This is a genomic window from Nocardia sp. NPDC004260 (assembly GCF_053603155.1).
On sequence record NZ_JBSGEZ010000080.1, the window covers coordinates 1 to 15,713 of the forward strand.

The following is a 15,713-nucleotide window of genomic DNA, read 5'->3' on the forward strand; positions in this document are numbered from 1 at the left end:
CCCGCGGTGCGCGCGGTGAGGGTGAAGATGCCCGCGCCGACCACGACGGCCACGCCGAAGACGGTGAGGTCCCAGGCGGTCAAATCCTTGCGTAGCTTCGAGTCGGGTTCGTCGGTGTCGCGGATCGACTGTTCGACGGACTTGGTGCGGAACAGACCGCCCCACCGAGACGAGACATCACCCGCCGAATCGGCTTGTGGCCCGGGTTTCGTCACGCGTACTCCTTAATTCGTGCCAATTGCTTGTGTTCTGTACCCAGACGGCGAGTCAATGCACGCCTGCCATGAATTTGCTGATCCATGGTGCGATGGCGGCGGCGATCAGCCCCGCACACACCACGGCCGTCCCGGTGATACCGAAATACGCGAACTCGTGACCTGGGTCATAGAACCGCGCCAAACTACCCGACATCGACGTGCCGAGACCAACCGAGAAAAAATACAATGCCATCATCTGAGCCCGGAAAGCCTCCGGGGCCGCTGCCCAGAGCGACCGATGCCAGTCCAGCCCCGACACCGGACAGGCCGGGCAGCACGGCCAGGGCGACGTGCCCGGCCATGACCACGACGCCGCCCCAGAAGAGGGTGCGTTCCATCCCGAGCAAACGGTCGGCGATCCAGCCGCCCAGGACGGTGGACAAATAGACCAGGCCGCCGTAGACGCCGACGATGCCCACGGCCGTGTCCTTTGCCCAGGCCCAGACCGCCGTGGGTCGCCGAGTAGCAGAGGTAGTACCCGAGGATGGTGACCATCCCGTAGAACGAGAAACGCTCCCAGAGTTCGACGCCGAACAAGTTGGCCAGCCCGATCGGGTGGCCGAACACGGTTCGTGTCCCCACTGGTTCCCGCGATGTTTTCGCTTCGACCATGATCCGAAGATCGCATCTCGAACCGCGCCGGGGAGGATTCGTTTGTTCTGTTCAGGCGGGCCGCGAACCCTGGACGCGGCCGGTGGTTTGCCCCCGCACCCACCGGGCACCCCGCAATCGAAAGGCAAACCGGCCCGCACCCAGAAAGCGTTGAGCCGATGGTCCACGTGGAAATCACCGTGCCGACGACACCGGAGCAGGTTTTCTCCGTCCTGGCCGACGGATGGCTGTTCGCCGCCTGGGTCGTCGGCGCCACGCACATTCGCGACGTCGATGACGGATGGCCCGGCGTCGGCGCGGCGCTGCACTACAGCGCGGGCGTATGGCCGTTCACCGTGAGCGACACCACGGAGGTCGTGTCGGTGGATCCGCCGCACATGCTCGAACTGGAGGCCAAGCTCTCGCCGTTCGGCGCCGCGTGGATCCGGCTGGAACTCGTCGAGACCGCCCCCGACGAGACCCAGATCCGGATGTACGAGCACGCCGAACGCGGGTTGGGCCTGCTCATGCCCAACGCGCTGCAAGAACTCCTGCTGGCGCCGCGGAACATGGAATCGCTCTCCCGGCTCGCCGATATCGCCATCGGCAAGGCGCGCCATGCGGGTCACGCCGGAATCGGAGTCCGCGCCGGAACCGAGACGCACGCCGAGGTGAAGCTGAACGGACACGTCCGGCAGACCTGACCGCGGCCACGCGACCGAGCCGGATCAGGCGATCGACAGTGCGATGCCGTCGAGAATGTCGTGCTCACTGACGATCAGCTCGGTAATACCCGCGCGCCGGGACAATTCCTCCGCCAGCACTTCGGTGATGACCGCGCCGCCGCCGATCACGTCGACCCGGCCGGGGTGCATCGGCCCCAGCGCGGCGCGCTCATCGTGGTCCATGGCGATCAGCCGGTCGCAGACCTGATGCACCTGCTCCGAGGTCAAACGAGTGAGATGCACCCGCTCCGAGTCGTATTCGGGGAGATCGAGCGCGACCGCGGCGAGCGTGGTCATCGTGCCCGCCACGCCGACCCAGGTGTGCGCCCCCTCCACGGGGACGTGCGTGAACGCTTCGGTCAACCGCTCGGTGGCGAAGGCGCGGGCGGCGGCGATCTCCTCGGCGGTCGGCGGATTGCCCGCCAGACACCGTTCGGTGATCCGTACGCAGCCGATGTCGGCGGAGAACGCGGCGCGCACCCCCGCGCTGTCCCCGAACACCAGCTCGGTGGAACCGCCGCCCAGGTCGACGACGACGAACGGACCCGCCGTGCTGGACAATTCGCCGATGGCGCCGGCGAACGACAGGCGCGCCTCCTCGTCGCCGGTGATCACCTCGGCTTCCGCGCCCGCGACCACCGCGCCGAGTTCGGCCCGCGCCATGGCGAAGAAATCCTCCCGGTTGGCGGCGTCCCGGGTGGCGGACGTGGCCACCATCCGCACCCGGCCGACGCCCGCCTCGCGCATCAGCGCGACATAGTCGGCCAGGGCCGCGCGGGTGCGTTCGATCGCCTCCGGCGCCAGCGACCCGGTCGCGTCGACGCCTTGACCGAGGCGGACGATGCGCATCTCGCGGTGCACGTCGGCCAAGCGCCCGTCGTCGAGCACGTCGGCGATCAGCAGTCGGATGGAGTTCGTGCCGCAATCCACGGCGGCTACCCGGTCACTCATCACTGTGCTCCAGTCTCTCGCGGGCCCCTCGGCCGAGACGCGGGCCAGTCGGCCGGAATCGCGGTGCCGCGCAGCCCGTGTTCGGCGGCCAGCGCCACCGACTCGTCGCCGAGCGGATTCACCCCCGGCCCCTTGGCCAATGCGTGGGCGATCAGCACGTGCAGGCACTTGACCCGCTCGGGCATCCCGCCGCCGGTGAAATCCGTGCCGAGCGACTCGATTTCGTCGCGTTCGGCCAGATAGCTCTCGTGCGCGGCGCGGTAGGCGGCGGCCAGCTCCTCGTCCGCGGCGAGCCGCTCGGTCATCTCCCGCATCACGCCGGCCGATTCCTGCCTGCTCGCCTCCGCGGTGAGCCGGGGATCGGTGAGGTAGTAGAGGGTCGGGAAGGGGGTGCCATCCGGTAACCGGGGCGCGGTCTTCACAACGGCCGGGATCCCGTCCGGGGTGCGGTAGGCGATGGCGAGCACGCCGCGCGGCGCACGGCCCAGCTGCTCGGCGATGATCGCGAGATCCTGGTCGGTGGGTGCGGTCACCTATGTCCTTCCGGTGCTCGAGGTGGTGGCGCGGCGGCCTAAGGCGTCGGCTGCGGCTCGGAGATGCTGCGCCACAAATCGGTGTACCAAGGCTGAGGGTCCCTGGCTCTGGTGGGCGCGGGCGGCGGCGCGGGCGCCTCGATGCCGGGCACCTGCACGATATACGGCGTCTCGCCGGGCATCACCAGACGCAGGCGGTCCCGCGCCTCGCTGCGGATATAGGCCGGATCCTGTTGCTGCGCACGACGATCCCGCAACCGGGCCAGATCCGTCTCGAGTTCCTCGCGCTGCTGCGCCAGCTGCGCTGCCTCCGCGCGCTGGGTGAAATACGTGCGCATCGGCACGGCGAGGGTGAGTGCGAGCCCGCACACCACCATCGCGAGGATCACCGCTTTGCCGGTGGAGAGGCCGAGGAAGGTGTGGTCGTGCCTGTCGCCGACCGAACCCGCCTTGCGCGGTTTCGGCTTCTCCGCGGGCTCCGATCGCCTGCGACCGCGCTTGGCGGCGGAGTCGGCCGGGCGCGATCCGGCGGCACGCGACGTGCGGCGGTCCCCGCGTCCGGCCGGACTGGTCCCACGCGCACGTCGCTCCGTCATCTCACGCCTCGGTCTCTACTTCGCGGTACTCCCGGGGTTCGTGCCCCAGCTCAGCCTTCGAACGCGAAGCGGGGGAACGCGACGTCACCCGCGTAGCGCGCCGAATCACCGAGCGCGTCCTCGATGCGCAGCAGCTGGTTGTACTTGGCGACCCGCTCGCTGCGCGCCGGAGCGCCGGTCTTGATCTGGCCGCTGCCCACCGCGACGGCGAGGTCGGCGATGGTGGTGTCCTCGGTCTCGCCGGAACGGTGCGACATCATCGTCTTGTAGCCGTTGCGATGCGCCAGCTCCACCGCGTCCAGGGTCTCGGTGAGGGTGCCGATCTGGTTCACCTTGACCAGCAGCGCGTTGGCGGCGCCCTTGGCGATGCCCTCCTCCAGGCGCTCCGGGTTGGTGACGAACAGGTCGTCGCCGACCAGCTGGACCTTCTCGCCGATCTGGTCGGTCAGGGTGACCCAGCCGTTCCAGTCGTCCTCCGCCAGCGGGTCCTCGATGGACACCAGCGGGTAGGCGGCGATCAACTCGGCGTAGAACTGCGCCATCTCCTCGGCCGAACGCACCACACCTTCGAACTTGTAGCCGCTGCCGGAGGTGAAGAACTCGGTGGCGGCCACGTCCAGCGCCAGCGCCACGTCGCTGCCCAGCTTCAGGCCGGTCTTGGCGATGGCCTCGCTGATCAGGTCGAGCGCCGCCTTGGTGCCCGCCACGTCGGGCGCGAAACCGCCTTCGTCACCGAGGCCGGTGGACAGGCCCTTGGCCTTCAGCACCGACTTCAGCGCGTGGTAGACCTCCGCGCCCCAGCGCAGCGACTCCTTGAAGGTCGGCGCGCCGATCGGGGCGACCATGAATTCCTGCACGTCGACGCCCGTATCGGCGTGCGCGCCGCCGTTGAGGATGTTCATCATCGGGACGGGCAGCACGTGCGCGTTCGGACCGCCGAGGTAGCGGAACAGTTCGAGGCCGGAGGACTCGGCGGCGGCGCGGGCCACCGCCAGCGAGACACCGAGCAAGGCGTTGGCGCCGAGCCGGGACTTGTCCTGGGTGCCGTCGAGGTCGAGCAGCACCTGGTCGACGGTGCGCTGCTCCACGGCGTCCAGGCCGATGACGGCGGGCGCGATCTCGTCGAGTACGCCCTCGACCGCCTTGCGCACGCCCTTGCCGCCGTAGCGTTCGCCGCCGTCGCGCAGTTCGACGGCCTCGTGCTCGCCGGTGGACGCGCCGGAGGGCACGGCCGCCCGGGTCAGGGTGCCGTCGTCGAGAGCGATCTCGACCTCGACAGTGGGGTTACCGCGCGAATCGAGGATCTCGCGAGCTCCGACCTGTTCGATGATGGCCACGAAAAAGACACTCCTTCGGCTGCTGACACGGTATGTCTCACGGGATGGGCCGTGCGCTGCGAGCCTATCGTCCCGGCGGCGAGGCGGGTAACCGGCACTCCGGCGACCGGGAGATCACACCCGGCGGCCGATGCTGTAGCTCGCGGCCCGGTCGCGCACGGTCAACAGGTAGCTGTGCGACTGGTTGTAGGTGAGCAACGCCTGCTGCCAGCCGTGCTCGGAGGTGAGGTCGCCGCCGCTGGCGCACAGGTACCTGGCGGCGGTGAGCGCGGCGTCATCGATGTTCTGCGGATCCGCGACGCCGTCCCCGTTGGCGTCGACGCCCCAGCGCTTCCAGGTCTCCGGGATGAACTGCAGTGGTCCGACGGCGCGATCGTGCTCCGGATCGCCGTCGAGCACGCCGGCGTCGGTGTCCCGCACCGACGCGACGCCCGGCGAGCCGTCCAGCGGCACTCCGATGATCGGCGGGCGGACCGAGCCGTCCGCGCCGAGCTGCGCCCCGCGATGGGTGCCGTGCTTGCTCTCCACGCTCGCGATGCCCGCGAGCGTCGTCCACGCGATGCCGCAGTCGGGACGGGCCCTGGTCATCACGGCCGCCGCGTAGCCGTACGCCTCCAGCGCGATCGGCGGTATGCCGAGCCCATCGGCCTGCTCCTCGGCCCAGCCGCGCAACTGGACGGCCGTGCGACCGGGAGCGTCCAGGTCGATCACGGGTAGCGGGGTGCCCGGCCCGGGCGGGATGCCCTCCGGGATCGGGGTGCGGTCGGTCCCGCAACCGGCGAGCCCGAGGAGCACCACGATGGCGGCCGAGACGCCGGTCTTTCGCAACACCCTTCCATCATCCAGATGACGGCGCGGGCCCGCGGCAAGCCGGTGACGGAGCGCACTGCGTGTCGAAAGCGCGTATGACCCGGCGGTCGCCGTGTCACACCAGCAGTTCGCTGGTCGCGCCGTGCGTCGGCGCGGCGAGAACCGTTCCGGTGTCCCCGGATTCGACGACGCATCCCTGATCGAGGACGAGCAGCCGGGGACAGTATTCGGCGACCAAGGCCATGTCGTGCGTGACGACCAGCAGTGCGGTGTCACGTTCGGACCGGATCCGATCCAGCAGCGCCATGATCGCCGCCGCGGTGGAGTGGTCCAGTGCCGAGGTGATCTCGTCGCACAGGAGCACGGCCGGTTCGGCGGCGAGGGCGCGGGCCAGCGCCACCCGTTGCCGCTGGCCGCCGGACAGTTCGTGCGGATAGCGGGCGGCCAGGTCGGCGGACAGCTCGACCGCGGCGAGCAGTTCGGCGATTCGCCGCGAAAGATCCCGGCGCGCGACGCGCCCGATCCGCCGCAAAGGGCGGCCGAGCGTTTGCGCCACGGTGCGGCCCGGATTGAGCGCGGACCGTGGGTTTTGAGTGACCAATTGAATGCCGCCCGCGCCGTGGTGAATTCGCCGGTTCGCCCCAACGATGATCGGGTCGCCACGCAGTTCGAGCGATCCGGTCGCCGAATGGTGCAGCCCCGCGAGCACGCGAGCCAAGGTGGTCTTGCCCGCGCCCGACGCGCCCACCACCGCGAGCGCCGAGCCCGCCTCCAGCGCGAGGTCGATGTCGGCGAGCACTCGGTGTCCGTCGATCGAGGCGCTGATGTTCTCGGCGCGCAGCACGACGTCGGGCGGTCGGTTGTCCGCCGAGACGGCCGAAGGCTTGTGACCGTTGCGCGCTCGCTCTCCGGTCGAGGCGACGTCCGGCGGAGGGAGAGCACTTCGCCGTTCGGCACGCAGCTGTGTACCGCCCGCCGGAGACGGAGGCAGGGACGCCGGACGGACCACGCCGAGTTCGATGATGTCGTCGGCGATCGAGTGCACGAGAGCGGTGTCGTGCCCGGACAGCAAGATCGCCGCCGAACGCTCGCGGGCGAGTACCGCCAGCTGCCCGGCGATATCGGTGCGCAGTGCGCCGTGCAGCCCGGCCAGCGGCTCGTCCAGCACCAGCACGCCGGTCCGGCGGATCAGCGCCCTGGCGAGGGCGACGCGGCGCTGCTGACCGCCGGACAATTCACCGGGGCGGCGGCGAAGGTAGTCCGGCGACAGACCGACCAGCGCGAGCGTGTCGATCAGGGTGGACTCGGGCGCGCGCGGCGCGACCTCGCGTAAGAGGGCGCGCACGCGCAGCAGCGGGTTCAGCGCCGACCCGGGATCCTGCCCGACGTAAGCGATATGCTGACGCCGGAAGCGTTGCAGCGCAACACAATTGAGCGACAGCACATCGTGTCCGGCAACCGATGCCGAGCCCGTCGTGCGCGCCGCCGCGGACGGGAGTTGCCCGAGCAGTGCGCGCATCACCGTGGTCTTGCCCGACCCGGACGGGCCGGTGAGCGCCGTGACCGTGCCCGCCGGTATCCGGAAAGTCGCGGGTCCGGCCAATTCTCGCCCGTCCTGACCCAGCACGGTCAGGCCGTCGACCGCGACGAGATCGGCCCGCACCTGCCCGGCGCCATCCGCCTCGGCCGTCCGACGCGCGCTCGTCGTGACGTTCACGTTCATTCCCGCTCCCCTCGCCCGAACGCCGACACCGCCAGGTTCACGCTCACCGCGACGATCGCGATCGCGAGGCTCGGAGCGAGCACGGCCCAGGGATTGAGCAGCATGCCGGAGGCGTTCTCGCGCACCATGACCGCCCAGTTGCTCGCACCGAGCGTCGTGGGCAACTGGAGGAAGGACGCCGTGCTCACCAGATAGACCGCCGCCACGAAACGCAGCCCGAGCTGAGTCGTCGACACCGCGCGCAGGTTCGGGATCACTTCCCGGAACACCAGGTGCCCGAGCGACTCACCGGCGGCTCGCGCGCTCTCGACATATCCGGACGCCGCGACCCCCGCGGCGGCGGCCGTGAAGATTCGCGCGCAATAGGGAACGCCGAACAGCAGCGCCAGGACGATCAGTCCCAGGGTTCCCGCGTCGGGCCACGAGGTCAGCACGAGCAGAATCCCCAGCACCGCTGGTAGCAGGATGAACAAGTCGGTGCCGAGTTCGATCCACTCGCCGATCCGCGGGCGCAGCGCCGCGACCGCGCCGAGGACACACGACAGTCCGGTCACCGACACCGCGATCGCCGCGGCCACCAGCAGCAATCCCCAACCGCCATAGAGCAACTGGCTGAGCACGTCGCGGCCGAGCCGGTCGGTGCCCAACGGCGCGCCGGCAGCGGGGTCGCCGAACGGGATGGCGATCGCTTCCTCCGCCGGGTGCGGCGCGAGCGTCGGTCCCAGTGCCGACGCCAGCGTGACCAGCAGAGCAGGTGCGACGGCCAGCTGCCCGAGCCGCCGTCGCGCCGGGCTCGCGATCTTCGCGGAAACCGTCATCGCCGCCCCCGCAACGCCCAGGCGCGGATGCCGTCGGCGGCGGCGAGCACGATCATGATGAGCACCCCGGACAACGCGACCACCGCGGCCACCACCGAGATGTCGCGATCGGCCACCGAGCCGGCCAGGACCGCCCCGAGGCCGGGATAGTTGAACACGGTCTCCACCACCAGAGCACCGCCGAGCAGCATCCCGACCGTGGTGGCGAAGCTGGCGACGATCGTCGGCAACGCGAACGGCAACACGTGCCGCGCCAGCACCGCACGGCCCGAAAGGCCATCGAGCAACGCGCTTTCCACGTGCGGTGCAAGCGCGGCGTCGGACAAGGCGGCGCGCACCACCCTGGTGTTCCATCCGATCTGGGGCAACGCGAGTGCGAGCACCGGCAGCACCAGCATCTCCGGTCCGGCCGGCATCCCCGACCGGCCGGTGATGGTCACGGCGGGCAGCCAGCCCAGTGCCAGCGCGAACACCAGGATCAGCACCGTGGCGATCACGAATTCGGGAACGGCCACCGCGGTGGTCGTCGTCGGCTGCAAGACACGCGCGGCCACGCTGCCCGGACGCGTCGCCCACCACGCGCCGAGCGCGAGCGACGCGAGCACGGTCACCGCGAGGGCGATACCGCCGAGCAGCAGCGTCGGCGGGAACTTGTCGATGAGCAGGTCGTCGACCGGCCGTCCGCGCGCGGTACGTCCGAAATCGCCGGTCACGACGCCCGCAATCCAGTTCCAGAACCGCACCGCCAGTGGGCGGTCCAGTCCGAGTTCGCGTTCTTTGGCGGCGATCTGCTCGGGCGTTGCCTCCCGGCCGAGGACGGCGCGTGCGGTGTCGCCCGGCAGCAGGTCCACGGCGACGAAGACGCAGGCCAGCAGCGTCACCAGCAGGATGACGCGCCGGAGCAGCAGTCGCGCGAACAGCATCACCCGGCCAGCCAGGCCTTCTCCAGCTGGACCCTGGCGAACCCGCCGAGCGTGGGCAGGTCGCGCACCCGGGAGGCGGCGATGTCGATGCCGTCGGCCATGCCCCAGACCAGGTAGCCGCCGCGCTCGTACTGGATGCGCTGCAACTCCTGATTCGCCTGCCGGTACTCCGTGTCGGTGCGCGCGGCGAGCGCCTTCGCGGTCGCGGCGTCGAATTCGGCGTCCTTGAAACCGGTTTCGTTGCGGTTCGATCCGCTCGACAGCAATTTGCTCGCGAAGAAGAGGGTGGAGTCGTTGGTGCCCCAGGAGATCGTGTACAGCGGCGCCTTCAGCCAGGTCTGGTCGTAGAAGGCGTTCGGCTCCTGGGTGACCACGTCCAGCCGGACGCCGATCTCGGCGAGCTGGGTGGCGATCACCTTCGCCGATTCCACCTCACCGGGCGCCTCGGCCTTGGTGACGAAGGGGTAACTGCGCCCGGTGTCGAATTTCGCCTCGCGCAACAGCGCTTTCGCGCGATCGAGGTCGCGGGCGCGCTGGGCGAGGGAGGTGTCGTAGAGCGGATCGGCCGTGCCGAGAATGTCGTTGGCCACCGTTCCGTATCCGGAATGCACCTGGTTGACCAGGGCTTTGCGGTCGACGCCGAGCCGTAGGGCGGTGCGCACCCGCGCGTCGGCGAACGGGCCGTCGGAGCTGCGCATGGCGACGCCGACCACCGTGTCGTTCGGTCGGCGCACGACGGCCAGATCGCCGCGCCCCTCGGCGGTGCGGCCCGCGATGGCGCCGACGTTGGAAGCCAGGTCGATCTGCCCGCTGAGCACCGCGTTGCCCAGCGCGGTCACGCTTTCGAACATGGTTACCTCGATGGCCTCCAGCGGCGGTGGCCCGCCGTGCCACCGCTCGTTGCGCACCAGCCGGGCGTTGCCGCCCTGATAGGACTCCAACCGGAACGGTCCGCTGCCCACGGCCTTGGTGAAATCGGTGGTGTCCTTCTTGACCGTGAACGTCATCAGCCGCACCAGCAACGGCAGTTGGGTATTCGGTTCGGGCACGGCCAGCACCACCCGGTTCGGCCCGTCGGCGGAAATGTCCTCCACGGCCACCGGCATCTTCGACGCGCCACCGACCGTGCGCAGCCTGCGCAGCGACCACACGACATCTTCGGACGTCACCGGTGTCCCGTCGTGGAAGGTCGCGTTCTCGGCCAGGGTGAAGCTCCAGCGCCGCCGGTCGGCGTCCGGCTCCCACCGATTCGCCAGGCGGGGAACTACGTTCGGGTTGCCGCCCGGCACGGTGAGGGCGTCGTAGACCAGGGAGGTGACGAGGAAGTCGCTGTCGTTGCTGAGGTTGGCGTGCGGATCGCGTTCGATGCGCGCCGCGGTGCCGAGCGCGCCGACTCGCAGCGTGCCGCCACGTCGCGCGGGCCCGGACACCTCGGCGTCATCGGAACAAGCGGCTACCAGCAGTACAGCCCCCACGCCGAGACTCGACCGCAGCAGGTCCCTTCGATTCAAAACCATTGTGCTGCCCTTCTTCCTGAACCGAACCCACGCCGTACCGCACCCAGTGCTCGATCAGGACAGGCTAGCCTAATGCACCGCGCGACTCACCGATACCGGCACTAAAACGGCAGTGCAGGGGCGCATCTCCGCAAACCCCGGACCGAGCCCCGGCACGTCCACCGGCTACCGGCTTCACCCGAGCCGAAGTTATGCGATTCGGCTATTTTTCTCCGACTCGCTTAGGTAAGCCTTGCTTCACTTCCTACAAAGGGCTACCTTCCCATACTAGTCGTGAACCCTGCTTTTCCCACTGCTGCGAAGAAGGGATACCCGGTGAAAAGCGTTCTCTCCGAACGTAAGACGCTTCACCCCCTAGACCTCGAACGACGCGAGCTTTCCCCGGAAGCGGGCCGCGCGGTGCGCGCTCTCGCCAGAGAGATATCGGCCACGCTCGATCTCGCACTCGCCGATCCGGCGGCCGCGGCGCGCACCCTCTCCGACCCCGCGCTCATCGAACGGATCGATGCGGGCGCCGCACGGCTCCCTGCCGAAGTGCGCCACGCCATGCGCCCGCCCGCCACCCCCGCGGGCGCTACGGTCGTCGGTCGTCTTCCGCTGCTGGACAACGAATTCGGACCGACTCCGCCGAGCTGGCGGGAGGCGGCGCGCTGGAGCGGAGATCCGCAGCGGCGCGCGCATTCGTTCGAACTCGACTTGGTGATGCTGCTGCTGGCGCGGAGCGCGGGCGAGCCGTTCGGCTGGCAGGGCCAGCAGGACGGCCGATTGGTCAACAACATCGTTCCCGCGGCCGGTCACGAACACGAACAGTCCGGCGCCAGCAGCGAAACGCTGCTCAGCCCGCACACCGAGGACGCCTTCCATCCGGAGCGCGCCCACCTGCTCATGCTCGGTTGCCTACGTAACCCGGATCTGGTCGGCACCACCGTGTCGTCGGTGCGCCGGATCGAACTGTCCACCGCGCAACGCGAACTGCTCAGCACTCCCGTACTGCCGATCCTGCCGGATGTCTCCTACGGCGACGGTCACGAAACCTACCCGGCCACACCGATTCCGACGCTGTGGAGCGTCGCGGGCGCCGACCGGCAGACGCTTCGCTACGACCCGGCGTACACGCCGCTCGACGACGCCGACCCGGAATTCCGCGCGGCCTACGCACAACTCGCCGCCGAACTCGAACGCGTCTGCGTCAGCGCGTCGCTCGCCCCCGGCGAGCTGTTGCTGGTGGACAACGACGTCGCCGTGCACGGCCGAGTGCCGTTCACCGCGCGGTACGACGGCACCGACCGGTGGCTCAAGCGAGTGAACATCCGGCTTCCGGAACGGCGGCGGCGGGCCGAGGAAGCCGACGAGAATGGCTACGGGCAACAAACCGTAGCCCCGTTCCGGACGGCGGCAACCCCGCCGGTTCGGAGCGGCACTCATGAGCGGGATGCAGTACGACATGATCGAGGACCCCTTGAGCACGCGTGACCGAAACACACCCCTGCGGGTGTTGAGCCGAAGCGACCTCGCCGACGTGCCGATCACACCGGCCGCGGTGGTACGCGCCGTGGAAGAGGCGTATCTCGCCCTGGCGGCGGGTGATTCGGACAATCCGCGCAAGCTCAGCGTCGCCAATCCCGACGGCTGGTCGGTCGCCTACGCCATGCTCGGCCGGGACGGCCGCAGGCGCGTGGTGGCGATGAAGACCTCCTACAAGTTCGATCCCGGCCACGATCGCAGCACGAAGCGGTACTACACGACCATCACGCTCTACGACGACAGCACCGGCGCGCCGATCGCGATGATGGACTGCGCGCGGGTCGGCGCGTTGCGTACGCCCGCGGTGTCGGCTCTGCTGGTGCGCGAGACGATCCGGCGGGGCGCGGAGAGCGTGCTGCTGATCGGCACCGGAACCCAGGGCCGCAACGCCCTTCCGCATCTGCTCGCCGCGAACCCGCAGCTGCGCAAGCTGATGGTCTACGGCACGCACCCCGAGGGCCTGGCAGCCGTGCACCGCGTGCTCGCCGAGCACCATCCGCACGCGCTGCTCGAGACCGTCACCGATCCACCCGCCGCGGCGGCCACGGCCGATGTCGTGCTGGCCACGGCGGGCCCGGCCACCGAAGTGGCGCTCGAATCCGACGATCTGGCGCCCGGTTCGGTGGCGGTGCTGGTCGGTTACGGGCTCGCGCCGTCCGCGCTGACCGATGCCGATCGCGTGATCGCGACCAGCGCCGAGCAGATGGCGCTGACCGGCACCGACATGGCCGGGCCCGACGGCACGCTGCGCACGGTGGACGCCGAGCTGCCGCACATCCTCAATCGCCGTGCGGTCGCGCGCCGCTCCGACGACGAGCGCGTCTTCGTCTACAACAGCGGGCTGGTGCTGACCGACATCGCGGTGGCCCACGCGCTGGCGGAGCGGGCCATCGCGGAAGGCCGTGGCACGGAGGTGCCGCTGTGGGACTAGAACACGGAGGTGCACGGTGGGACTAGAACACGCGAGTGTCACCGTGGAGCCTACGGACGAGGCGGCCACGCGCGATTCGATCAGCGCGTCACCGATGCCCGCGCATCTCGATCCGTGGGAGCGCCGCCTGTTCGCCGATCCGGATCTGCTCGGTGACCTCGCTTTCACGATCGGCGGGCCGTTCCACGTGATGTACCCGGCGCGGGTCGGCCACAACATCCGGGCCTTCCGCGCAGCTTTCGAGAGCGCCGGGGTGCAAGGTGCCATTTACTACGGCAAGAAAGCGAACAAGGCCGCATGCGTCGCGCGGGCCTGCGCGGAACACGGTGCGGGCGTCGACGTCGCCAGCGTCGGCGAGCTGACCGCCGCGCTGGCTCGAGGCGTACGCGGTGCCGAGCTCATGGTGACCGGACCGGCGAAGGCGGACGACCTGCTGTGGCTGGCCGCCCGGCACGGTGCGCTGATCGCCGTGGACGATCTCGGCGAGCTCGAACGGCTCGCCGCGCTGGCCTCCGCCGACGGGCCCGCGCGAGTGCTGATCCGCGTGCTGCCCGCGGCCTCGGCCAGCCGGTTCGGCATGACCTCCGGCGAAATCGGGGACGCCCTCGCGCTGTGCGGCGCACGCGATTCGATTCGCTTGGAGGGCTTCAGTTTCCATCTGTCGGGCTACGACGCGGTGGCGCGCTCGGAACTGGCGGGCGAGCTGATCGCCCGCTGTCTGCACGCGCGCACGCTGGGGCATCCGGCCACCACCGTGTCGATCGGCGGCGGCTTCGGCGTCGACTACGTTCCGGCGGACGCGGCGATGGAGTTCACGGCGCGGGTGGGCAGGCAGTGGTTCCACTCCGGCAAGTCCTTCGATTCGTACTATCCGTACCACTTTCCGGTGCCCGGCGCGGCCATGCTCGCGCAGATCCTCGACCACGCGGATCTCGCCGGACGACTGCGCGACAACGCCGTACGGCTGGCCGTCGAACCGGGGCGCGCGCTGCTCGCGCACGCGGGCTGCACCGTCTTCCGTGTCCAGGGCAGCAAGACCAGGCACGCGCACGGCGAGCCCTACCGGTTGCTCACCGTGGACGGCACCAGCCTCAGTCTCTCGGAGCAATGGTTCGACAGCGAGTACCTGCCCGATCCGGTGCTGTGGCCCGCGCGGCCCGGCACCGCGACGCCGACCAGCGTCGGGGCGGCCACCTGTCTGGATTCCGACATGCTGAGCTGGCGGCGGGTGCCGATGCCCCGCCCCGCCGAGGTCGGCGATCTGCTGATCTACCCGAATACCGCCGGCTATCAGATGGATTCGAACGAATCCGCGTTTCACGAACTGCCCATCCCACCGAAAGTCGTACTGCACGACGCACCCGGCGATCGCTTCCGCTGGACCCGCGACGGCAGCTGACCCGACTTCCCGACCAGAACCAGGAGACCTCGATGCCGCTCGTCACGCGCGTGACGGATCTGATCGGCCGCACGCCGCTGTTCGAGCTCGCGGCCACCGCGACCGGCACCCGCCTGCTGCTCAAACTGGAGCAGTTCAACCCGACCGGTGCGGCCAAGATCAGGATGGCGCGCGAAATGGTGCTCGACGCCGAACGTCGCGGTTTGCTACGCAGTGGCGGACATATCATCGAGTCCACATCCGGCAATACCGGGCTCGGCCTAGCGGTAGTTGCCGCGGAACGTGGGTATCGCTTCACCGCAGTGGTCGACCATCACGCATGTAAGGACAAACTGCGCGCGATGCGGGCAATGGGTGCGGAACTGGTGTTCGTCGCCGACGAGGGCGACGACAACCTGGCCACCTCGGCACGGGAGGACCTGGCCGAGGCGATGGCGGCCGAGCGGGACGACGCGTACTTCACCGAGCAGCACAACAACGACGCCAACGCGGTGGGCTACTACCCGGTGGCCGAGGAATTGCTCGAGGACGTCGATCGGGTCGACATCCTGCTGTCCGCCGTGGGAACCGGAGGTTCGCTGTTCGGCACCGCGACCCGGCTGCGCCAGCTCGGCTGCACGCCGCACGTCATCGGGGTCGAACCGGTCGGCTCGATCGCCTTCGGCGGGCCGGGCGGTCCGTACTGGCAGTCGGGCACCGGCACCCCGCCGGGCGCCACCATCGGCACCGCCGTGGACTATTCGCTGCTGGACGAAGGTGTGAAGGTCACCGACGTGGCGGCCTTCGCGACCGCCCGCGCGGTCGCCGCCGAATTGGGGCTGATGATCGGCGGGTCGGCGGGCGGCTCGGTGCACGCCGCGCTCACCCGGCTGGAGGAGTTCCCGCCGGGCTCCACCGTGGTCACCATCGTGTGCGACGGCGGGGAGAAGTACTTGGACACGGTGTTCGACGACGAGTGGATGAACGAGCGCGACCTGCTCGACCCCGGCACCGAACGCGAGATCGCGCTGCTGCTGCGGCGCTACACGCCCGCCGCCAGGAACACGTTGGTGGAAGCACGGTGAGGTCCGGTCGTTGG

14 protein-coding genes and 2 pseudogenes are annotated in these 15,713 nt (G+C 69.7%); 5 read left to right on the forward strand and 11 right to left on the reverse strand.

Translation table 11 applies throughout. From position 1 onward, the window contains the following. A pseudogene (locus ACWEO7_RS32080) lies at positions 1–215 on the reverse strand (amino acid permease); the annotation flags it as partial. A 260-nt stretch (positions 216–475) separates the two neighbouring features. Continuing rightward, a pseudogene (locus tag ACWEO7_RS32085) lies at positions 476–869 on the reverse strand (MFS transporter); the annotation flags it as partial. A 158-nt stretch (positions 870–1,027) separates the two neighbouring features. On the opposite strand from ACWEO7_RS32085, the gene ACWEO7_RS32090 reads away from it, so the two are divergent. After that, a complete protein-coding gene (locus tag ACWEO7_RS32090) occupies positions 1,028–1,552 on the forward strand; it encodes an SRPBCC family protein (protein ID WP_452428792.1) in 525 nt (174 codons plus the stop codon). Between the two features lie 24 nt (positions 1,553–1,576). Here the strand turns inward: ACWEO7_RS32090 and ACWEO7_RS32095 are convergent, their stop codons facing one another. From ACWEO7_RS32095 to ACWEO7_RS32135, 9 genes are all read right to left on the reverse strand, one after another. Beyond that, positions 1,577–2,524: a Ppx/GppA phosphatase family protein gene (locus tag ACWEO7_RS32095; RefSeq protein ID WP_452428793.1), complete on the reverse strand. Its 948-nt coding sequence runs from the start codon at positions 2,522–2,524 to the stop codon at positions 1,577–1,579. After that, positions 2,524–3,057, reverse strand: coding sequence for a DUF501 domain-containing protein (locus ACWEO7_RS32100; protein ID WP_452428795.1), 534 nt, complete (start codon positions 3,055–3,057; stop codon positions 2,524–2,526). Before ACWEO7_RS32100 ends, ACWEO7_RS32095 begins: the two co-directional genes overlap by 1 nt. A gap of 38 nt (positions 3,058–3,095) precedes the next feature. Continuing rightward, positions 3,096–3,653, reverse strand: coding sequence for an FtsB family cell division protein (locus ACWEO7_RS32105; RefSeq protein WP_452428796.1), 558 nt, complete (start codon positions 3,651–3,653; stop codon positions 3,096–3,098). A gap of 50 nt (positions 3,654–3,703) precedes the next feature. Further along, a complete protein-coding gene (eno, locus tag ACWEO7_RS32110; protein WP_452428797.1) occupies positions 3,704–4,990 on the reverse strand; it encodes a phosphopyruvate hydratase in 1,287 nt (428 codons plus the stop codon). Between the two features lie 114 nt (positions 4,991–5,104). Further along, complete coding sequence (locus tag ACWEO7_RS32115) at positions 5,105–5,821, reverse strand: lytic transglycosylase domain-containing protein (protein ID WP_452428799.1); 717 nt, start codon at positions 5,819–5,821, stop codon at positions 5,105–5,107. 94 nt (positions 5,822–5,915) lie between these two features. After that, positions 5,916–7,523 carry an ABC transporter ATP-binding protein gene (locus tag ACWEO7_RS32120; RefSeq protein WP_452428801.1) on the reverse strand — a complete coding sequence of 536 codons (1,608 nt, stop codon included), beginning with the start codon at positions 7,521–7,523 and terminating at the stop codon, positions 5,916–5,918. After that, positions 7,520–8,341 carry an ABC transporter permease gene (locus ACWEO7_RS32125; RefSeq protein WP_452428803.1) on the reverse strand — a complete coding sequence of 274 codons (822 nt, stop codon included), beginning with the start codon at positions 8,339–8,341 and terminating at the stop codon, positions 7,520–7,522. The genes ACWEO7_RS32120 and ACWEO7_RS32125 overlap by 4 nt, the downstream gene beginning before the upstream one ends. Next, the gene (locus ACWEO7_RS32130) at positions 8,338–9,264 is read right to left on the reverse strand and encodes an ABC transporter permease (protein WP_452428805.1); all 927 of its coding nucleotides are present in this window, start codon (positions 9,262–9,264) and stop codon (positions 8,338–8,340) included. Before ACWEO7_RS32130 ends, ACWEO7_RS32125 begins: the two co-directional genes overlap by 4 nt. Next, the gene (locus tag ACWEO7_RS32135) at positions 9,264–10,781 is read right to left on the reverse strand and encodes an ABC transporter substrate-binding protein (RefSeq protein ID WP_452428806.1); all 1,518 of its coding nucleotides are present in this window, start codon (positions 10,779–10,781) and stop codon (positions 9,264–9,266) included. The genes ACWEO7_RS32130 and ACWEO7_RS32135 overlap by 1 nt, the downstream gene beginning before the upstream one ends. Positions 10,782–11,096: 315 nt before the next feature. Here ACWEO7_RS32135 and ACWEO7_RS32140 point away from each other — a divergent pair, with 315 nt between their 5' ends. From ACWEO7_RS32140 to ACWEO7_RS32155, 4 genes are all read left to right on the forward strand, one after another. Further along, positions 11,097–12,254, forward strand: a complete 1,158-nt coding sequence (locus ACWEO7_RS32140) for a TauD/TfdA family dioxygenase (RefSeq protein WP_452428807.1) — start codon at positions 11,097–11,099, stop codon at positions 12,252–12,254. Continuing rightward, on the forward strand, positions 12,226–13,236 hold the full coding sequence (locus ACWEO7_RS32145) for an ornithine cyclodeaminase family protein (protein ID WP_452428821.1): 1,011 nt from the start codon (positions 12,226–12,228) through the stop codon (positions 13,234–13,236). Before ACWEO7_RS32140 ends, ACWEO7_RS32145 begins: the two co-directional genes overlap by 29 nt. Before the next feature lie 94 nt (positions 13,237–13,330). Further along, positions 13,331–14,635: an alanine racemase gene (locus ACWEO7_RS32150; RefSeq protein ID WP_452428823.1), complete on the forward strand. Its 1,305-nt coding sequence runs from the start codon at positions 13,331–13,333 to the stop codon at positions 14,633–14,635. 32 nt (positions 14,636–14,667) lie between these two features. Then, positions 14,668–15,699 carry a PLP-dependent cysteine synthase family protein gene (locus ACWEO7_RS32155; protein ID WP_452428809.1) on the forward strand — a complete coding sequence of 344 codons (1,032 nt, stop codon included), beginning with the start codon at positions 14,668–14,670 and terminating at the stop codon, positions 15,697–15,699. Positions 15,700–15,713 lie beyond the last annotated feature (14 nt).